14 protein-coding genes are annotated in these 20,220 nt (G+C 55.2%); 3 read left to right on the top strand and 11 right to left on the bottom strand.

The window, feature by feature from the left end:
* Positions 1-5: 5 nt before the first annotated feature.
* Positions 6-602 carry a Holliday junction branch migration protein RuvA gene (gene ruvA / locus BLQ24_RS02695; RefSeq protein ID WP_090162393.1) on the bottom strand — a complete coding sequence of 199 codons (597 nt, stop codon included), beginning with the start codon at positions 600-602 and terminating at the stop codon, positions 6-8.
* A gap of 119 nt (positions 603-721) precedes the next feature.
* Complete coding sequence (gene ruvC, locus BLQ24_RS02690; protein ID WP_090162391.1) at positions 722-1,297, bottom strand: crossover junction endodeoxyribonuclease RuvC; 576 nt, start codon at positions 1,295-1,297, stop codon at positions 722-724.
* Positions 1,298-1,526: 229 nt separating this feature from the next.
* On the opposite strand from ruvC, the gene BLQ24_RS02685 reads away from it, so the two are divergent.
* The gene (locus BLQ24_RS02685; protein WP_090162389.1) at positions 1,527-1,994 is read left to right on the top strand and encodes an arginine repressor; all 468 of its coding nucleotides are present in this window, start codon (positions 1,527-1,529) and stop codon (positions 1,992-1,994) included.
* A 4-nt stretch (positions 1,995-1,998) separates the two neighbouring features.
* Positions 1,999-3,645 (top strand): DNA repair protein RecN, encoded by a 1,647-nt coding sequence (gene recN, locus BLQ24_RS02680; RefSeq protein ID WP_090162387.1) that lies wholly within the window; start codon positions 1,999-2,001, stop codon positions 3,643-3,645.
* Between the two features lie 11 nt (positions 3,646-3,656).
* Here recN and holA read toward each other — a convergent pair whose 3' ends face one another.
* The 4 genes from holA to BLQ24_RS02660 form a co-directional block, all read right to left on the bottom strand.
* Complete coding sequence (holA, locus tag BLQ24_RS02675) at positions 3,657-4,712, bottom strand: DNA polymerase III subunit delta (RefSeq protein ID WP_090162384.1); 1,056 nt, start codon at positions 4,710-4,712, stop codon at positions 3,657-3,659.
* Positions 4,713-4,714: 2 nt separating this feature from the next.
* Positions 4,715-7,696, bottom strand: coding sequence for a putative bifunctional diguanylate cyclase/phosphodiesterase (locus tag BLQ24_RS02670; RefSeq protein WP_090162382.1), 2,982 nt, complete (start codon positions 7,694-7,696; stop codon positions 4,715-4,717).
* A 133-nt stretch (positions 7,697-7,829) separates the two neighbouring features.
* The gene (locus BLQ24_RS02665) at positions 7,830-10,175 is read right to left on the bottom strand and encodes a DNA internalization-related competence protein ComEC/Rec2 (protein ID WP_090162380.1); all 2,346 of its coding nucleotides are present in this window, start codon (positions 10,173-10,175) and stop codon (positions 7,830-7,832) included.
* A gap of 107 nt (positions 10,176-10,282) precedes the next feature.
* A complete protein-coding gene (locus BLQ24_RS02660; protein WP_090162379.1) occupies positions 10,283-11,224 on the bottom strand; it encodes an alpha-hydroxy-acid oxidizing protein in 942 nt (313 codons plus the stop codon).
* 356 nt (positions 11,225-11,580) lie between these two features.
* On the opposite strand from BLQ24_RS02660, the gene BLQ24_RS02655 reads away from it, so the two are divergent.
* Positions 11,581-14,613: a transglycosylase domain-containing protein gene (locus tag BLQ24_RS02655; RefSeq protein WP_090162377.1), complete on the top strand. Its 3,033-nt coding sequence runs from the start codon at positions 11,581-11,583 to the stop codon at positions 14,611-14,613.
* Positions 14,614-14,713: 100 nt separating this feature from the next.
* Here the strand turns inward: BLQ24_RS02655 and rpe are convergent, their stop codons facing one another.
* The 5 genes from rpe to rsmB form a co-directional block, all read right to left on the bottom strand.
* Entirely contained in the window at positions 14,714-15,367 is a 654-nt protein-coding gene (gene rpe / locus BLQ24_RS02650; RefSeq protein ID WP_090162375.1) for a ribulose-phosphate 3-epimerase, read from the bottom strand.
* 84 nt (positions 15,368-15,451) lie between these two features.
* Complete coding sequence (gene rsgA / locus BLQ24_RS02645; protein WP_090162373.1) at positions 15,452-16,321, bottom strand: ribosome small subunit-dependent GTPase A; 870 nt, start codon at positions 16,319-16,321, stop codon at positions 15,452-15,454.
* A gap of 44 nt (positions 16,322-16,365) precedes the next feature.
* Positions 16,366-18,165: a Stk1 family PASTA domain-containing Ser/Thr kinase gene (gene pknB / locus BLQ24_RS02640; RefSeq protein WP_090162371.1), complete on the bottom strand. Its 1,800-nt coding sequence runs from the start codon at positions 18,163-18,165 to the stop codon at positions 16,366-16,368.
* Positions 18,158-18,913: a Stp1/IreP family PP2C-type Ser/Thr phosphatase gene (locus BLQ24_RS02635; RefSeq protein WP_143004226.1), complete on the bottom strand. Its 756-nt coding sequence runs from the start codon at positions 18,911-18,913 to the stop codon at positions 18,158-18,160. The genes pknB and BLQ24_RS02635 overlap by 8 nt, the downstream gene beginning before the upstream one ends.
* Positions 18,914-18,916: 3 nt before the next feature.
* Positions 18,917-20,218, bottom strand: a complete 1,302-nt coding sequence (gene rsmB, locus BLQ24_RS02630; RefSeq protein ID WP_090162367.1) for a 16S rRNA (cytosine(967)-C(5))-methyltransferase RsmB — start codon at positions 20,216-20,218, stop codon at positions 18,917-18,919.
* Positions 20,219-20,220: the final 2 nt, after the last annotated feature.

The raw sequence follows: 20,220 nt of genomic DNA, 5'->3' as shown, positions 1-20,220 counted from the left end.
CCCGCCTATAGCATGTGACGGAGAGCCTGCTTGATATAGCCTTCGCTGTCCAGTCCTTCGTCTGTTACCTTCTCCAACGCCTGTGCGGCTTCCGTGCGGCTGTACCCCAGGGAGACCAGAGCCTGGGCGGCGATCTCCTTTTCCTCATTCCGGGCAGAAGGCGCCGGCTTCGATTCCCCTTCCTCGTCCGTCGGCAGATAGTCCACCTTGTCCTTCAGTTCCAGAATGACCCGCTGGGCGGTGCGCTTTCCCACACCGTTCGCCCGGGAAATCATCTTCTCATCTTCCGTTGCGATCGCCTTCTTCAGTTCGTTCACCGGCAGAATGCTCATGATAGCCATGCCTGCTTTCGCCCCGATACCGTTCACCGTGATCAGCATGCGGAACATATTCAGTTCATCCAGGCTGCTGAAACCGTACAGGCTCATATCATCCTCCCGTACGGTCATCAGCGTGTAGACCTTCACTTCTTCCCCTTCGAAGTGGCCGTACAGGGGCGAGTTGGCAGGAATCGTCACCAGAAATCCGATGCCGGATGCCGTTTCAATCACCACCGTCCCGTCCATCTGAGGGTAGAATTTTCCTCTGATAAATCTGATCATATGGATCCTCTTCTAAATCTTCATCTATATATTCTTCGGTACGATCCCCCGCACGGATCTTCCGCCGCCGATCTTCCGGTATTCATCTGCCGTGTGCCGGTACCCGGGCGTATGAGACCTCAGATTCCCTTTCGGATTTTCAATCCGTGCCAGGTATCCCCTCCGTCTCCGGTCCCCCGGGAGGTGCCCCGAAGGGCTCTTCGGATCTGCTGCATCTGTTTCCGGCTGGCAGCGGCGTGACCGTGGCAGATCGCCGCCGCCACAGCATCCGCCGTGTCATCCGGTTTCGGAACCTCCTCCAGATTCAGAATGGCCTTCACCATGGCCTGCACCTGTTTCTTATCTGCTCTGCCGTAGCCGACCAGCGCCTGCTTAATCTGCAGGGGTGTATATTCATTCACTTCCAGTCCGGCATTCACACAGGCGAGAATGGCCACCCCTCTGGCCTCACCCACGTGAATAACGGTCTTCGCATTGGTATTAAAGAACAATTCTTCAATGGAGCATTCTTCCGGACGGTATTTCGTAATCACGCTGCAAAGCTCCGTGTACAGGTGCTGAAGACGAAGAGGCATCTCCGTCCCTGCGTCGGTGGTGATCGCACCATAATCCACCGGTGTGAAATGATTCCCGTCCTTGTCAATCACGGCCCATCCCATGATCGCATATCCCGGGTCGATTCCGAGAATTCTCATATACTCCCACTCCTGCCATTTCTCTGTAATACGTGCACAATAGTATATCATAAGAACATTTGTTTGTCCACCGGATCCGGGGCAGGCGGAGCATGACGAAATAAGATTATAAACGATTATAATTATTTATTCATTTTTCAGGCAAAACATGCTATAATATCGTCAACATTATGAACCTGCCGGTGCGGCCTTGCCCAATGCCGGCAAACAGGAAAGGAAACAGAATACCATGCGTTATTCCAGACAGAATAAGATCCTTGAATTGATCGGAAAATACGAGATTGAGACCCAGGACAAGCTCGCCTCCCTTCTCCGGGAAGAGGGCTTCGAGGTGACCCAGGCCACCATTTCCAGAGATATTAAGGAGCTGCAGCTCATCAAGGTCCTGACGCCTTCCGGAAAGTATAAATATGCAGTCAGTAAGCGTTCCGATGCGCCGATCACGGACCGTTTCATGAAGATTTTCCGGGAGACCGTTATCTCCACCACATCCGTGAACAATCTGATCCTGATCAAGACCCTGTCCGGCTGCGGCAGCGCAGCGGCGGAGGCGGTGGATAACATCGGCGTTCCGTACATTGTCGGCACCATCGCCGGAGACAATACGATGCTGGTGGTTGTGGACAGCGAGGAACATGTGCAGGAACTGCTTACGACCTTTAACAACATGATCTCGGCGAAGAAACAGGAAGCTTAGCATTATGATCGATCACATCAGTATCAGTGATTTCGCTATCATCCGGAATACGGAAATCGATTTCGAAGACGGACTGAATATCATCACCGGCGAGACCGGTTCCGGAAAATCCATCGTCATTGAAGCAGTCAGCCTGGCTCTGGGGAGCCGGGCTGATTCCGGTTATGTCCGGCACGGGGCGAAGAAGGCCCGGGTTCAGCTCCAGGCAGACCTGGACGGCGAGGAAGTTATTCTCTCCCGGGAAGTCTCTGCCGCAGGGAAGAATCTCTGCCGGGTCAACGGTGAACTGGTGACCCGGGGGCGGATCGCAGAGGAAGCCCGGAAGATCGCCGATATCCACGGTCAGTACGACAATGTTTCTCTACTGGATCCGGAGCGGCATCTGACTCTGGTGGATCAGTTTCACAAGGCAGAGATCCGCCCTTATCTGGATGCGTTCCGGGAAGCCTATCACGCTTACCGGGAAATCCGTCTGAAGCTGGAGAAGCTGGTGAAGGACGAAAGGGAAAACCGGCGGAAAATTGATTTTTATACCTTCGAACTGAAGGAAATCAATGAGGCCGACCTCCGGCCGGAGGAGGAAGAAGGACTGAGTGACCGGCTGTCGGTATTGAAAAACAGTGAGAAAATTTTTGCTGCGGCGGGAGCGGCTTCTTCCCTTCTGACGGACGGGGAAAATGACGTTTTGTCCCTGCTGGGAGAAGCAGAACGTTCGCTGGGCAGCATCAGCAGTTACTCCGCAGAACTTACGGAAATCCATGAAGGGGTCAGCGGGGCATACTATGAGCTGCAGGACCTGGCGGAACGGATCCGGCGCATCGCCGACGGCAGTGATTTCGATCCTTCCGAAGTGGATCAGGTGATCAGCCGGCTGGAGCAGATTGACCGGCTGAAGAAGAAGTACGGCGCGGATATTCCGGAGATTCTGGCCTACCGGGACCGCATCGCCGGAGAACTTTCTCTGATTGAGAATTTCGATGAAGAGAAGGAGAAACTGGAGAAAGAGACGAAGGAACGGCTGGCGGCGCTGAAGGAGAAGGCGGAGGACCTGACGCTGTTCCGGACGAAGACCGCCCGGGAACTCTCTGCCGCCATCGAGGCGGAGCTCCATGACCTGAACTTCAAAGATGCGAAGCTCGTGCTTCAGATCCGGAAGGCTCCGGCCATCACCCAGAACGGGCAGGACGAATGTGAAATCATGATCAGCACGAACCCGGGAGAGCCCCTGAAGCCGCTGGCGAAAACCGCCTCCGGGGGAGAAATATCCCGCATCATGCTGGCCATCAAAAATGTGACCGGGGACTACGACAATGTGCCCACGTTGATCTTCGATGAGATCGATGCCGGCATCAGCGGCATCACCGCCAGCGTGGTGGCCCGGAAACTGAAGGAAATCAGCCGGGAGCATCAGATCATCTGCATCACCCACCTGCCGCAGATTGCCGCTGCCGGGGATGTGAACTTCCGGATTTACAAGGACACGGAGAACGGGGCCACCTTCACCCATGTGGAAAAGCTTTCCGAAGAAGGCCGGCGGGATGAAATCGCCCGGTTGCTGGGGGGAGACAGCATCACGGACACCACCAGAAAGAGTGCCGAGGAGCTGATCGCCCATATGCACGAATCCGCCCGCATGCACGGAACGAAATAGATCTCCGGTTTTCAGATCTTTGCAATGAACAGTTCCAGCGCCGTCCGCTCGTCCAGCAGGCCGGTGACGATCTGTACATTAACTTCGTAGATGTCCGAGAGCATGTGCCGGAGTTTTTCTGCAGAGTAACGCCGGGCATACTGCATGGCTTTCTTCACCCGGTATTCATTCAGGCCGGTGTACCGGCTGATCTGTCCCGGAGACGTCATTTCCCGGCGGTTCATGAACTGCCGGACGATATACATCACCTCCATCTGTGAGATGATGGAGCCCGCAATCTGCATCCCGGCAGTGCCGGCACTGATCTCGTTATGCAGAATGGAAAACGCCGAGGACTTGTCGTTCCCGCTGATGCCGTCCAGCAGGTTGAAGATGAACTTGTCCCGGTCCCCTTCCACCGAGGACTCGATGGCTTCCGCCGTGACTCTGCCGCCGGGGCAGAGGGCGATGATTTTCGTCAGGTCGTTGACGAAGTGATCCAGGCGGTATTCGCTGTCCTTGTTGAAGTAGCCGGTGCTCTGAATCAGCCGGTGCATGTCCCGGGTGCTGATGCCCAGGCCCCGGGCCTGAAAGCGTTTGTTGGCAAAAGCCATCAGTTCCTGTTCGTTCAGCGCATCGAACTGGTAAGAAGTGCCGTATTTCTTCAAGGCACGCATCAGTTTCGTATTCCCGTTGGTTTTCGTGGAAGCGAAAATCAGCATGGTGCAGTCCGGCGGGTTCTTCACGAATTCGATCAGAGAAGCGATGCCGCTCTCCGTGTACCCGGCCGGCACCCCTGCAGCCTGCATGGGAGCGAAGTCCCGGACAACCACCACCCGTTTTTCAGACAGCATCGGCAGCGTCCGGCAGGCGGTCATAATGTCCTCCGGCGGGATGACGTCATCCTGCATCATCACATAATCGATCATCTCCGTGGAAGGTTCGATGTATTTCTTCTTCACCTGCCCGATGGCCCAGCGGATCAGGTAATCCTCCTGACCGTACAGCACAGTCACGTTTTTCAGTTCATTATTCTTCAATTCTTTCGTGAACACGCGAAAACCGCGGTCCGCCTTTTTCTTTATCATTTTCACTCTTCTCCGTCGGTGTCTTCCTCTTCCGCCAGTGCAGGAGACATTCCCCCCGCCTCGGTCAGGGATCCGATCAGACCGGCAATTTTCCCGCTCCGGTAGATCGGGATCATATCGATGGTGACGAAATGCTGCCGGCCCCGGACAGTACAGCGCTGCAACCGGTTATGAATCCGTTCTCCGGTGCGGAGCAGATTCTCTTCCTCCTCTTCCATGGCGCGTTCTTCCACATACCACTTCATTTCTTCTGCGGTTTTTCCGATGATATTCCGGGCCGACCGGAGCCCGAAGAAATTCAGAAATCCCTGACTGGCCCCCAGAAACCGGTGATTACGGTCCTTCCAGAAGATCCTGTCCGTTGAATTCATCACCCAGTTTCTCCAGAGCACGGCATCAGAGATATCCTGTGCCGGGTTCACATTACTGAGCGGCAGATTGTTCTTTTTGTAAAAATCCCGTACGAAACTGCGCCTCGTCTCTTCGTCCGGCCCCGCCTGAAATGTGACGTACAGGAACTTCCGGAAATCTGTCCTTGGAATCGGAAGAATCATATGATGCAGCCACTGATATTCTCCGCTGTCCGAAATGCTTCGAAAATACCCGGAAAGGATCTTTTCTGGAATCATGCGGAGCCGCCGGCGCAGGGTGGACACATTCATGAATGCACGATACGCCTTCTGGTCCGGAATGTACACGAACCGGTCCGTCCAGGTCCGGAAGACAGTCCGGATATTCCGGGTCTTCCAGTTCAGCCCGATCGGCTGCTCAGAGAGGGAGGATTTCAAACTGTACACCACATCCTCATCATAATCAATGACAGCCGCATCATTACAGACGTAGTACAGATTCTGCAGGAAATCTGCCTTCTTCTGTTCATCTGCCTGACGGTTGATTTCTACGTACCGCAGATTCATCCGGTAGAGGCAGTATGATTCATGCCGGGTCACGGTACTTCCGGTCAGCAGCATATAATGGTCCCCGGAAGGATACGTCACCGACTGGAGACCGGAACGTGCCCGGAGCAGCTGATCTGCAAACTGACGATGCAGGGTGTGCAGCGGATTGTTCTTCGTGTTGATCTGGTCCTCCCAGTCCCTCACACTGCTCACATGATCCCGTTTCAGCACCCGGCGGTATGCCTTGTTGGCGAACAGAATCTTCATGGTGATGCCGTCATCCTCCACGATGCAGAGCGGTTCATCCGTCTGCAGATCAATCCGGCTCATTTTCTCATAGTAACGGCGCCATCCCGGCATCTCCTTCGTGACCCGGATCTTCCGAAAATGTTCATCTATTTCCGAGAGCGGCATGGGCTTTCCGAAGTAGTATCCCTGCAGTTTTTCACAGCCGATGCTGCGGAGAAACCGATACTGCTCCTCGGTTTCCACTCCCTCCGCCAGCGTCTGAATGCCGATCTGCTTCGCCATCCGGACTGTGGAGCGGATGATGGACCGGGCCTTCTCAGAATCACTGGACAGAAAACTCATGTCAATTTTCAATTCATCGAAAGAATAGTCCTTCAGAATCCCCAGGGAAGATGATCCTGTTCCGAAATCGTCCATCCAGACCTGATAGCCCAGCTGATGGAAACGCTCGATCCCGCTGCCGATTTCCGACACATTCTCTGCGAAGGCACTTTCTGTGATCTCGATATTGATGATGTCCCGGGGAACCTCGTACTTCTCCGCCAGACATTCTATCCGGTCTGCTGCATCGCTGTGACAGAAATCTGTTCGGGACAGATTCACCGACACCGGAACAATCGACCGGCGGGATTCTCTGAGACTCTGAAAATCCCGGCAAACCTGTTCGAACACATACAGATCCATCTGGAAAATCTGGTTGATCTCTTCCAGTACCGGAATGAAATGATTCGGGAGAATCATACCATGAACCGGATCAATCCATCTGACCAGTGCCTCCGCACCGCAGAAACTTCCGGTCAGACTCCGGATCACAGGTTGATAATACACCTGAATCCATCCTTCTTCCATAGCACGGTGAAAATTCCGGATGATATACTCCCGGAGCGATGCCTGTTCCATAATTTCCCGGTCGAACCAGGCATAATCAGAAATTAACGTGTTCTCCAGCGAGTCGCAGGCCTGTTTCGCCCTGCGACAGGCCTGCGTGAAATCGGTCATGCCGAATGCGGTGTCATAGATTCCCACTTTCAGCGGAAGACTGTTTCCGAAATTCAGTTTCCGGGTTTCCGCAAACAGCTGCTTCAGCTTTCCTTCCACCCCTTCCCGGTCCGTCAGAACGACGAAATGATCACTTTCCTGGCGGGCGGAAAAATCCATCCCGAATGTAGTGCGGAGAAGCCCGCCCAGCCCCCGGATCAGCACATCCCCGGTTAAGAAACCGTGTCTGTTGTTGAAGAGTTTCAGGTGGCAGTAGTCCAGATACAGAACCACCGGACTAAATCCCTGTTCCTTCATTTCCCTAACCCGTTCGGAACCGTTCTGCAGTAAGTCGGCCATGTTCGGAAGCCCCGTCAGATCATCGAAGCGGTGCGTCCGGCCAAACCGGACCGCTTCAAGACGCTGCTCCAAGGTTTCCTTCAGACAACCGGACCGGTCTTCTTCCCCCTCCGCAGAAGCCGATTCATCCATGCAGGACACCAGGGCGATGCCGGCTTCGGACGGCGTGATATGCCTCCCGACCGCATGAATGAGATGATCATCCTTCCACAGGCGGCTCTGATAACGAAAAACGGTGTCAAACGCACCATTTCCGAAAATGAAACGATGAACGGTATCCTCCACCCTGGCGATATCCTCCGGATGAATGCCCCGGAACGGATCTGTGTTCAGCGCATCCAGCGCCTCCTCTGTGGTTGTATAGCCGAACATCTCCAGAAATGAACGGGAAACCGTCAGGGCTTCCATTCTGCGGTCGTCGTGTTGAAACGCAGCCACCGCAGCCGGCATCCGTTCAAGAATTTCTCTAATTTCCGGTGAGAACTGAAACAGCTTCATCTTCCCGCTGCCTTTCCGTGGATCCGGGACCCACTGTGCAACATCGCAATTTACTATTCTAATATTTAGTAACCATTATGATTATACTCCCCCTTTTTGTAGTGTCCAATACAATAACAAAAAATTACGCAGCTCACGCCCCTTTCCTCCGGTTAACGAAAACCCGGATCGAACCTGCGGGGCCCGTCTTAATTCCCACGGCCCCGTCCCGGTCCGTCCGGAAGTACGGAATATGATGCCGGTCCAGCCGTTTCAGCGTCTCCGGGGACGGATGACCGTATCCGTTGTTCTTCCCCACGCCGATCAGCACAAGCCGGGGCCGAACTGCGTCCAGAAATGCATCGGATGTGCTGAACCGGCTTCCATGGTGTCCCGCCTTCAGAATATCGCACTGCAGCCGGTCCGTCCCCCGGTATTTCGCCATCATCTCTTCCTCCCCCGGAAACCCCACATCGCCGGTGACCAGCACGGTAACACCCTTCACGTGAACCTTGAAGATCAGGCTGTTCCGGTTCTCGTCCTCCGAAGAGGGCTCCTGACGCTCCGGCCACAGCACTTCCGCCCAGGCATCCTCGCTGATCCGGATCCGGTCCCCGGCCTTTCCCCGGATCATCATTCTCCGGACCGGATAACACTCCTGCAGCTGTTTCAGTCCCAGATAGTGGTCCGTATGCAAATGAGTGGCACAGGCCAGATCCACCTTCGCTTCGCCGTTCTTCAGCAGAAAGGGCCGAAGCACTTTCCTGCCCACATCATACCCCTGCTTTCCGCCCCCGTCGAACAGAACACATCTGCCCCGGCTCCGGACCGCCAGGCAGTCCCCCTGTCCCACATCCACCATGATGAGGTCGGCATGGTCAAAGGGCGATGCGGACCAGGCGGCCGTCCACCCGGTAAACAGCAGCAGCGCAGCAATTCCCCCGGCCAGCACCCGCCAGCGTTTCCGGCTCACCAGAAGAAACCCGGACTCCGATACTGCGAAGAACGACCCGAGATAAAACAGCAGAATTACCCAGAGCGGCGGCGAAACCACCTCCCTGGTGAAGAGTCCCCCGGCCGAAAGTATCCGGTTCATCCGGATCATCAGGTCCGACAGACTGATGAGGGGAAGCGATGAAATCCGAAGCAGGACTCCCGCCGAAACCGACGTCTGTATCCCGCCGAAGAGCGTAACCGCCGTCGACACGGCCAGAGCCGAAAGTCCCGCCGGCACCAGAATCCCCAGCAGCCAAATCACCGGAATGTTCCAGAGAATCCCGGCAACCGGAATCACATTGAAGGTGTATGCCGTATAGGGGATCATTCCGATCTGAACCGCCAGCGCAGCGCCGACGCTCCGGGGCAGCCGACGCTCCAGCACCGGAGCGTACATACAGATGGACAACACTGCCAGAAATGACATCTGAAAGGAAGTGCCCAGCAGAACCCAGGGACATCGGATCACCAGAACGGCGGAAACCAGGGAAAGGGCTGTGAGCAGGTCATACCGCCGCTCCATCCGGTCCCCCAGCATCACCAGAAATACCAGCAGCACTGCCCGGGTGACGGAGACTGCCCAGAGTGTCAGGGTTCCGTACAGCAGCAGAATCATTATGAAAACGGCGGTCAGTCCCCTCTTCCGCCCCCTCTTCCAAAGACGTCGGTATACATCATACAAAATGCCGATATGCAGGCCGCTGACCGCCAGCACATGGGCTGTTCCGTTATTCCGGAAGTCCTGCATCAGGTCCTCGTCCATTCCCTTCGTGTCTCCGAACAAGGCCCCCCGGATCAGCTGCCGGACTTCCTCCGGGCACTTCAGAGAAAGAAGGAACCGCTCCCTGAACACCAGGATATGACGTTCCGCCCGGAACCATATTCCCGGAAGAATCCTCTGCTGCTGATTCTTCACCTGTCTGAACGACCGGACCCGCCCCGTGTGGCTGATACCCCGGGTTCTCAGATAATTCCTGTAATCGAAGCAGCGGGGATTTCCGGACGTCTCCGGCTCTTCCAGCACAGTCCAGAACCGGATGCGCCTGCCGGTCCACTCCCGGCTTCCCGGGTCCCGGCAGGTCAGTACTGCCCGGTCCGCCGGATACAGACCGGTCCGGTGAACCGGGTGCACCCCATCCGGCCGGTCCATGGTTCCCAGGTCCCACTGTTCAATCCGAACCAGAAGGCGAAAGGATCCGTTTCGCCCGGCCTCTGTACCCAGCACCGTCCCCGTGTACATCCTGCCGGAGGGGCTGTCCAGAGTGCGACCGGTCAGAAAAGAATTTCTTTGTCCGTACAGCAGCAGCGCCCCGGCAAGAAATGCGAGGCACACACCCATCATCATCCCCTGGGGAATCCGGAAATCCCGGCGGAAACGGCCCGAGCCGGCCATACATCCTGCGGCGAGCAGGAGAAGACAAAAAGAAGCCAGGCGTCCGTTCATATACATCAGAACGACGCCGGCTTCCATAGACAGCACCAGAATTGTGAGTTTTCTTCTCATGGAGACCTTTCCCGGCCCCGATCATCAGACAGACTGATTATACCACGGCAGGATGATTTCTTCCATATATTTCTATTTACTCCAGACTTATTATATTTTCTTCCACATTAATCAAAATAGAGAACGTCCGGATCGAAAGACCGGGTATCCCTCACGCCGGTATACATCATCAGCTCCGCCAGCTGCTCATTCATGCGGGTCATTTTCTGCACAACGCCGGCGGTGCCCTCCTTCAGCAGAGGACGCAGAATCCCTCTTCCCACGGAGACGGCATCGGCGCCCAGAGCAAGCAGTTTGTAAGCATCATACCCGTCATCCACACCGCAGTCTGCGAAGATAGTCATGCCGCTGTCCTTCAGCTCACTGCGTATGGCAGGAAGCACCCGGGCGGGCGCGATGCCGAACGGAATACGGCCGTGATGGTGGGAAACCACGATGCCCCGGCATTCGGCATCCCGGGCCTTCCGGGCGTCGGTCAGAGACAGCACGCCTTTGGCAATAAACGGGAGTGTGGTGGACGCCGCATACTGACGAAGATCTTCCTGCTTCACCGGACCCATGGGAATCCCGTCCACCACGTCATACCGCCCGTCAGTGCCGGCGATGTGGTCGATATCGATCCCGACGGCGAAAGCGCCGTTTTCTTCGGCGAACCGGATCTGGTCGAAGATGATCCGGTGATCCTGAAACGGCTTGATGATCCGCACGGTCCAGGCACCGGAATCCAGAATCTCCCGAAAATCCTCATCCGGTTCCATCCCAACCCAGTTCAGGCAGTTCATGGTGCGGGCGGCGTCGGCGTACTGGACCATGGGACGTTTTCCGTCTTCCCCGACCTTGTTCAAATGGGAGAAAGCCGGGGTCATGATCGGCGCGTCGAAGGTTTCTCCGAAAATCGTTGTTCTGAGGTCCGGCTCCACGGAATCGATGACCCGCATTTCCAGATGAATGCGGTCCAGATAGCTTCGGTTATGAAGGTTGGCGTCGTCCGCTTTTCCGCTGGTCACCGGGATCAGACCGGCAGGACCCGGCCACGGGCTTGTGTTCATTGTCAAATGTTTCCTCTCTTTCTCTTCTTCTGCCGGCAGGGGGCAAAGGTTATCCGGTTATACGTCCGCAAAATGGATCGATATACTTGAAACACAATGGTCTTGGCACCTTCATTCTGCTGCGGCGTGATCCACCTGCACACCCGGGCGGTGAACCCCAGTGCCAGCAAAAAAAAACACCGGAAGAACGGCTTTCATCGCTCCCATATATCGATCTCCTTTCGGAACAGAACTGCCCTGTATTCTGTCCGCTATTAAATTCTTAACTTCCCCTGACAGGTATGTTATAATACTAATACTTATAGACTGAATTTCCAACCGAAATTCTGTTCACAACGCAGAAACAGGAGAATGAAATGAGAAGCAGTAAATATAAGGTAACGGACGAGGAATTTTCTTCCCGCATCCGGGAAGAAGCTGCCGGGAACATGCCGGCAGACCAGAACCGGGGAGAAGATCAGAATCATCCTATTTTCGATGAAGAGCCCCAGTACGAGACCGGCGGCCGGCACAGTATGAAGGGCGGCGGTCACGGAGGCGGCCACAGCGGCGGCAGAAAACCGAAAAGGAAGATGAAAGGCTGGAAGCGGGTTCTTCTGACGATCCTGCTGATCTTCCTGATCCTGTTCCTGGGCGTCTTCGTGTATGCTGCGATTACCATCGCCAATGCGCCGAAGATTGACACCGGGAAGATCTATTCGATTCTGAACCAGAGTTCCACCATATATGATATGAACGGAAAGAAGGTCGAACAGCTCTACACCGGTTCCAAACGGACCAACGTGAAGTACGACAAGCTTCCAAAGAATCTGGTGAACGCCTACGTGGCGCTGGAAGACAAGACATTCTGGAAGCATCACGGATTCAACTATATTCGGATTCTCGGTGCGATCAAGGAATCGGTTCTCGGCGGAGGCAGTGTCAGCGGCACCAGTACCCTGACCCAGCAGCTGGCCCGAAACGTATTCCTGTCTGAATCCATGTACACCCACAGTATGAAGCGGAAGATCATCGAGGCGTGGTACACAGTGAAGCTGGAACGCAATCTGACGAAGCAGCAGATTGCAGAGGCGTACATGAACACCATCGCCCTGGGCTTCAATACCAACGGTGTCCAGGCCGCATCGGAAGCCTATTTCGGTAAGTCCGTGCAGAAGCTGAGCCTGGCTCAGATGGCCACCCTCGCCTCTCTGCCTCAGGCGCCGACCACCTATGCGCCGGTGCAGATGGTGAAGAGCGACGCCGTTTCCACCAAGGCGAAGAATATCCTGAAACGGACTTCGGACTACACCTATGTGTACAACGAAGCATGCGTGCCGCGCCGTAACCTGTGTCTGAAGCTCATGCAGGAACAGGGCTACATCACAGAGAAGGAATACAAGAAGGCAGTATCCACTTCCCTGCGCAGTGAGCTGAATCCGGACTACAGCAATACGAACGTGAAGTACTCTTACTTCACTGACTATGTTGTGGATCAGGTAACCTCTGACCTGGAGAAGAAATACAACATCTCCCATGCGGAAGCGCTGCAGAAGATCTATACCGGCGGCATGAAGATTCATACGACGCTGAACCAGCAGGCGCAGCGCACAGTGGAGCGGGAATTCAAGAACAGCGCCAACTTCCCGGTACCGACGAACATCCGGTATGACGGACAGGGCAACATTCTCAGTAACAAGGGAACCATTGTCATGTACGACTATAATGACTTCTTCGGCACGAACGGTGATTTCACCTTCAAGACCGATGAAGCCAAGGTGCAGAAGAACGGATCGATTCTGATCAAGGCGAATAAACGTCTGAAGATCTATCGTACCCAGGCGAACAATTCCATCGACTTCAGTATCGAATTCCCGACGATGTACGTCTTCCGGAACGGGCAGCTGTACTCCATCAACGGAGGAAATCTCAATATTCCGCAGAAGTACAAGTCCAGCGACGCCAGCGGAAACATCATTGTTTCCCGGAAATACCGGACAAAAGACGGAAAAGGAATTCTGAAAGTATCCCCGACGGGGACAATCACCATCACGAAGAAGGGGTACACCCTGAATCAGCGGAACATCCAGCCGCAGGCAGCCATGACCATCATCGAGAATTCCACCGGTGAAGTGAAGGCGATGGTAGGCGGCCGGGACGGACAGGGACGCATGCTGTACAACCGTGCCACCAGCACCAGGCAGCCGGGATCGTCCATCAAGCCGCTGGCGGTCTACTCCGCAGCCCTGGAACAGAGTGCAGAAGAAGCGGAGAAAGGCGTAGCCCACACCTTCACGAATTACGGCATTGATCAGCAGGGAACCAGCGGCTGGGGCAACTACATCACCGCCGGCTCCACGGTGTATGATGAGCGCACCACCAACAACGGAACAACCTGGCCGCAGAACTCCGGCGGCGGTTACTCCGGATACCAGACGCTCCGGACTGCCCTCCGGGGATCCATCAATACCTGCGCATACAAGATTTTCATGCAGGTAGGTGCAACCTATTCCGCCAACATGGTGAAGAAATACGGGATCACCACACTGGATACGAAAGGAAACGTCAGCGATCTGAATGCAGCGGCTCTGGCTCTGGGCGGTATGACGAAGGGTGTCTCGACACTGGAAATGGCCAATGCCTACACCACATTCCCGAATAACGGGACGAAGACGAAGAAGCCGATCTGCTACACGAGCATCCGGGACAGTGACGGAAAGACCATTCTGAAGGCTGACCGCAGCCGGACCAGGGTTCTGAAGCAGGGCGTCGCCTGGATCATGACAGATCTGCTGAAAGGCGTTGTCAGCGGCGGTACCGGTACGGCGGCAGCAGTTCCGGGCGTTACCGTTGCCGGTAAGACCGGTACCACCAGTGACGAATTCGACCTCTGGTTCGACGGTTTTACACCGAACTACACCGGTGCCCTCTGGATGGGCAATGACGTGAATATCACCCTGTCCGGCATGAGTTCCTACTCTGCCAGACTCTGGGGGCGGATTATGAGTCAGATCCCGGAGGCGAAGAAAGGCACATTCAAGTCCATGCCTTCCGATGTGGAAATCCACGGATCGGAGTACTATGAGACTGGCACCTACGGCGGATCCACAGGATACGCCGGATCGACCAACGGATCTTACTCCACCCAGAACGGACAGGAGAATACGACGACACCAAACGGAAACACACAGAATAACAACACGCAGAATGGAACCACGGGAGGAACCACAGGCGGTACCGGCGGTACCACTGGGGGAACCACAGGCGGTACGACAGGAGGAAACACCGGCGGCACCACCGGGGGAACCACCGGCGGTACAACGGGAGGAACCACAGGCGGTACCGGCGGTACTACCGGGGGAACCACAGGCGGTACCGGAAGTGCCGGCGGAAATAACGGCCGGCAGTAACCGGACGATGAGAAAAGCAAGAAGCCGCACGAAGCAAAATGAATGCTTCGTGCGGCTGTTTTTTTGATTCGTCTCATCCGGACCTAACGGCAATCCGAACTTAGCGGCAGTATTCTTTCAGTTCCGCAACCCGTTTCTCCAGGTCCTCGGCACCAAATACGGCGGAACCGGCCACGATAATGTCTACACCGGTCTCTGCCACATCCGGAATGGTCTTCAGATTGACGCCCCCATCGATCTCAATGCGGAATTTCAGATTGTTTTTCTCCCGGATATCCGCCAGTTTACGGATCTTCCGCAGGGTGGAATGGATAAGGCTCTGGCCTCCGAATCCCGGGTTCACAGACATGATCAAAACCAGATCCACGTCCTCCAGAATGTTCTCCAGTGAGCTGACCGGGGTCGCCGGATTCAGGGAAACCCCTGCCCCGACGCCGTAGGACCTGATGTGCTGAATCGTGCGGTGCAGGTGCTTACAGGCTTCCTGATGAACGGTGATATATTCGGTTTTCTCTGTGACGAAATCGCCCAGATAACTGTCCGGGTTTTCAATCATCAAATGTACGTCGTAGGGGGCCGTTTCCAGGCTGTCCAGGGACTTCATGACGGAAGCGCCGAAACTGATATTCGGTACGAAGTGGCCGTCCATGACATCCACATGGATGAGATCGGCGCCTGCTTTTGTTACATCTTCCACCTGCTCTCCCAGTCTTGCGAAATCCGCTGAAAGGATGGATGGTGCCAGCTGAATCATTGTGTTTACCTCCTGCTTTTCTGTGATGAATCTTTCGGTGCCGGACGTTCACCGGCCGGAAATTCTGTACTTGCCACTTATTGCTTACCACCTGCGGTTGTTCTCCAGTTCACGGTATATTCGGACATAGGAGTCGTACCGATCCCGGCATATGGTCCCGTTTCGAACCGCTTCCTTCACGCTGCAGTCCGGTTCCCCGATATGGTGGCAGTCGTCGAAGCGGCAGTTTCCGGCTTCCTTCCGGATCTCCGGATAGTAGTCTGCCAGGTCCTCCGGCTCCACATCTTTCAAATCGAAGGAAGTGAATCCCGGCGTGTCGAAAATCAGTGTCTGGTGGTCCGGCAGTTCGAAAATTTCCACATGACGGGTGGTGTTCCGCCCCCGCCTGGTCTTCCGGCTGACACTGCCGGTTTCCATTCCCGCATCCGGTGCCAGCAAATTCGTTATCGTGGATTTTCCCACGCCGGAAGGTCCGGCAAACGCCACTTTCTTTCCGGCGATAAGCTCTGTCAGATGGTCGCCGCCCATTTTCCGGTCTGCACTAACTGCCACGAACGGACAGCAGCCGGCGTAACGGGCACGGACTTCCTCCACGAAATGATCTTTCACCAGATCACACTTGTTCATACACAGTATTTTCTCTGTGCCCTGCTTTTCGGCCATGATCAGGAACTTGTCGATGATATCGAAGTTCGGTTTCGGGTGTCTGGCGGCAAAGACAATGACAATGACGTCCACATTGACGATCGGCGGCCGGCTGAACGCATTCTTTCGGGGCAGAATAGCATTGACCACACCGTCTCCGTCCTCCAGAACTTCTATTTCCACTTCGTCTCCTACCATGGGGGAGATTCCGTCCCTGCGGAAAATTCCTCTTCCCCGGGTCCGGATCACCCCCCGGTCTGTCCGGACATAGTAGAAGCCGCCGATTCCCTTCGTTATCAGTCCCCGCATATTGTCATCATCCTCATCTGCTGACCCTCCTGTTCTCAGACGGATCAGTCCTCATCGTCACCGCTGTCGCCCTGATTGGACGGATTCTGGGGATCATCCGGTCCGCCGCCGCCCTTATCTCCGGTATTATCACTGTCACCGGATCCCTTGCTGATCTTGATGGCGACAGACGTCCCCTTCTCCAGCTCGGTGCCAGCGCTGTACTGCTGCCACATGACATAACCTTCTTCGTATACATTACTCTCATCATAATGCACACTGCCGGTGGTAAGGCCGGCGGAAGTGAGTTTCTCCTTCGCCTGGGAATAGGTCAGTCCGGTGAGACTCGGCACCGAGACCTTCTCCGTTTTTGCTCCGGAGCAGACCGTCAGATTGATTGTGGAACCCTTCTCCACCTGGGAACCCTCGGCCGGATCCTGGGACATGATCTGATTTTCCTTGTAGTCATCACTCTTGTCATAGGTGATGTTCACATTGAATCCCTGGCTTTCCAGATTCTGAGCCAGTCCGGAAGAATAATACTGTCCCACCAGGTTCGGGACGGTGATGAGCTTCGCCTTTTTCTTCCCGCCGCTGACATCCAGGGTCACAACCGTACCCTTCTTCACTTCTGTGCCGCCGTCCGGATCCTGGTCAACCACAGAACCCTTCGCAATCTTCGAACTGGAAACCGTGTTGCCCCGGCGCACTTCCAGCCCCCGGGCCTCCAGTACCTTCACCGCCGTCTCGTACTTTCTGCCGGTGACATCCGGCACCTTCACCGTGGAACTGAACAGCCCCGCCTTCGTGAGCCCGAAGGCCCCGATGCCGATCAGTGCAGCTGCTGCCAGTGCAATCAGAATCGGTTTTTTGTATCGGCCGATGCCGCCCCGGCGCTTCTTTTTCTTCTTCGGTTTCTCGTACGGGTCTTCATCGTAATCGTCGTACGCCGGGCGCCGGGCGTTTCTTTCCCGGTTCACAGCCCCGGATGAAGCATTCGAAGATTCCATGTAGCCGTTGTTATCATAAATTCCGTCCCCCACCATGCTGGAGACAAATTCAACACTGTTCAGATCCTGCAGCATTTCATCTGCACTCTTATATCGGTTGGACTGGAACTTATCGGTGGCCCGCATGACGATCTTCTCCAGCGAAGGCGGAATTCCCTTCACCAGCAGGGACGGCCGCGGCACATCGTTGTTGATGTGCATCAGTGCCACCTGAACCGGGTTATCCCCATCGAACGGAACCCGGCCGGTGAGCATTTCGTACATGATGATGCCCAGCGAATAGATATCCGAACGCTCGTCCACATAGGAACCTCTCGCCTGCTCCGGGGAAAAATAGTGCACAGATCCGATGATTTTCGAAGTCTCGGTCAGAGTGGAGTCACTGATGGCCTTGGCGATACCGAAATCCCCCAGCTTCGCAATGCCGCTCTTCGTCATCATGATATTGTGGGGTTTGATATCTCTGTGAATGATATTGTTCTTGTGTGCAATACTCAGGGCCTGGGCCACCTGTTTCGTGATCCGCACCACTTCCCGGTAGTCCATCGGCGCCTTCTGGGCGATATATTCGCTGAGGGGCATGCCGTCAATCAGCTCCATGACAATGAAGTAGATATTCCCTTCATGTCCAACGTCATAGACACTGACAATGTTCGGATGCTGCAGCCCTGCCGCCGCCTGGGATTCTTTCCGGAAACTGTCCACAAACTGAGCGTCCTTCGTGAATTCCGGACGCAGAATTTTCACCGCCACAAACCGGTTCAGCAGACGGTCCTTGGCCTTGTACACCACGGCCATGCCGCCTTCTCCGATTCGCCCGATCAGTTCATATCTTCCAACTAATAATTTACTCATGGATATCGTCCTCCGCAATTTCCGCACAGATCAGTGTGATGTTGTCATTGGACCCTTTCAGAGAGGCCAGTTTCGTAAGTTCCCGGCAGGTTTCTTCCAGTGTTCTGCCACAGGTTACCTCAGCGGCGATCTGTTCCCTCCGGAGTGTGTCATATAGTCCATCCGTACAGAGCAGGAGGACATCCCCCGGCACAACGGTTTCCCGGAAATAATCCACCTCCACATTGTGGTCTGCACCCACGGCCCGGGTGATCATGTTCTTGTTTTCGTGAACTTTCGCTTCTTCTTCCGTGATGATGCCGGCCATGACCAGTGTATTCACGTAAGTGTGATCCACTGTAATCTGCTCCAGACTTCCGTCGTGATACAGGTAAGCCCGGCTGTCCCCCACATTGGCAATATGCAAAGTATTGCCGGTGAGCCGGGCGATGACCAGGGTGGTGGCCATACCCCGGCAGCGGTCGCTGCTCTCTGCCTTCCGGATCACAACGTCATTCACCGTCCGGATCATCTCGTCGAAATACTCTTCCGTATCGGCACCGCTTCTGTCATCCAGAGGATGTTCCTCCACATATTTCCGGATCTCCTTCACCGCCGTACTGCTGGCAATTTCTCCGGACCGGTTCCCGCCGACCCCGTCCGCCACGGCAAACAGCTTCTGCTGATCCAATATGAGGTAGGCATCCTCGTTGTTTTCCCTTCTGCCCCGTTCTGTTCTGGCTGCGTAGTGCATTGCCTGTCTCCTCACTGTCTACTCCGGTTCGATCCCGTCTTCTTCCCGTTTCATGACACAGTAATAGAATCCGTCTGTATCGTGCTCGTCCGGAAGAAGCTGTCTCTCCGTAACCCGCAAAAATGCGGGGTGTTCCTTCAGAAATCTTCGGGAAATGTCTTCATTCTCCCGGTGATGAATCGTGCATGTGCTGTACATGAGAAAGCCCCCGGGCTTCACACAGACAGCAGCCGCCTGGAGTATATTATACTGCACTTTCGTCAGGGACGCTCCCTCATCCGGAATTTTTCTATATTTGATCTCCGGCTTTTTTCGAAGGACGCCCAGGCCGCTGCAGGGAACGTCACAGATTACCCGGTCGGCCTTTCCCCGGTATTCTTCCATCACACGGGTGGCGTCGTGGACCCCTGTCTGAACAATAGAGAACCCCAATCGCTCCGCTTCCTGACCAATCAGCCCGGCCCGGTGTTCATACAGATCAAAGGCCCGGACCGTCCCGGCATTATGCATCAGTTCCGCCGCCGTCATGGATTTTCCCCCCGGCGCCGCGCACACATCCAGGATCAATTCTCCCGGCCGTGGGGCCAGAGCCTCCACCGCCGATGCCGATGCTTCATCCTGAACGAAGAAACACCCTTCCCGGAACAGCTCCCCGTCCAGAATATCGCTGCCCTTCACGTGCAGAATCCGCGGGCTGACCTCCCCTTTCACGGTCTCACAGCCAGCCTCCTCCAGCTGCCGTCGGAGTGCAGCAGAACTCATTTTCGTGCGATTGACGCAGATCGTCAGATCCGGTGTCCGGCAGGACGCTGCCATAACAGAGGCCGCCTTCTCGATTCCCATCTGTTCTGTCCACAGAGCAGTGATCCACGGATCGAAGGAGTACATGGCGGACAGCCTTTCCACCGGATCCGGAAGAGTTTCCGGCCCCGGCAGTTCATTCCGCCGGCGAAGGAAATTCCGCAGAACGCCGTTCACGAACCGGTCCCGGCCCCGGCAGTACTTCTTCGCCAGCCGCACCGATTCATCCAGCGCTGCATAGTCCGGCACGCTGTCCATATAAGCGATCTGATATGCCCCCATCCGCAGAATCGTCAGCACATCCGGTTTCAATTTCCGGAATCCCTTGGAAACAAGCTGGTTCAGATAATGATCCAGGGTATACTTCCAGCGCAGTGTGCCGTAGGTCAGTTCCCGGACGAAGGCCGGCTGATCCGGCCGGTTCTTCCGAATCTGGTGATTCAACTCGATATTGGAATAGGCCTCCTCTGTCTCGATCTTCAGCAGTGTCAGATAGGCCGTTTTTCGATTGATGTCCATGG

The sequence above is a fragment of the Eubacterium pyruvativorans genome (assembly GCF_900102225.1).
Lineage (GTDB): Bacteria > Bacillota > Clostridia > Peptostreptococcales > Anaerovoracaceae > Aminicella > Aminicella pyruvativorans.
Note: the sequence above shows the minus strand (reverse complement) of the source record. Positions and strands in the feature narration are given on the sequence as shown.

Excerpts from the sequence above, each read along its gene's own strand:
- BLQ24_RS02685 (WP_090162389.1), top strand. The coding sequence starts at position 1,527 with ATGCGTTATTCCAGACAGAATAAGATCCTTGAATTGATCGGAAAATAC.
- BLQ24_RS02660 (WP_090162379.1), bottom strand. The coding sequence starts at position 11,224 with ATGAACACAAGCCCGTGGCCGGGTCCTGCCGGTCTGATCCCGGTGACC.
- ruvC (WP_090162391.1), bottom strand. The coding sequence starts at position 1,297 with ATGAGAATTCTCGGAATCGACCCGGGATATGCGATCATGGGATGGGCC.
- ruvA (WP_090162393.1), bottom strand. The coding sequence starts at position 602 with ATGATCAGATTTATCAGAGGAAAATTCTACCCTCAGATGGACGGGACG.
- rpe (WP_090162375.1), bottom strand. The coding sequence starts at position 15,367 with ATGATTCAGCTGGCACCATCCATCCTTTCAGCGGATTTCGCAAGACTG.
- holA (WP_090162384.1), bottom strand. The coding sequence starts at position 4,712 with ATGATAAAGAAAAAGGCGGACCGCGGTTTTCGCGTGTTCACGAAAGAA.
- rsmB (WP_090162367.1), bottom strand. The coding sequence starts at position 20,218 with ATGGACATCAATCGAAAAACGGCCTATCTGACACTGCTGAAGATCGAG.
- BLQ24_RS02655 (WP_090162377.1), top strand. The coding sequence starts at position 11,581 with ATGAGAAGCAGTAAATATAAGGTAACGGACGAGGAATTTTCTTCCCGC.
- rsgA (WP_090162373.1), bottom strand. The coding sequence starts at position 16,321 with ATGCGGGGACTGATAACGAAGGGAATCGGCGGCTTCTACTATGTCCGG.
- recN (WP_090162387.1), top strand. The coding sequence starts at position 1,999 with ATGATCGATCACATCAGTATCAGTGATTTCGCTATCATCCGGAATACG.
- BLQ24_RS02670 (WP_090162382.1), bottom strand. The coding sequence starts at position 7,696 with ATGAAGCTGTTTCAGTTCTCACCGGAAATTAGAGAAATTCTTGAACGG.
- BLQ24_RS02665 (WP_090162380.1), bottom strand. The coding sequence starts at position 10,175 with ATGAGAAGAAAACTCACAATTCTGGTGCTGTCTATGGAAGCCGGCGTC.
- pknB (WP_090162371.1), bottom strand. The coding sequence starts at position 18,165 with ATGAGTAAATTATTAGTTGGAAGATATGAACTGATCGGGCGAATCGGA.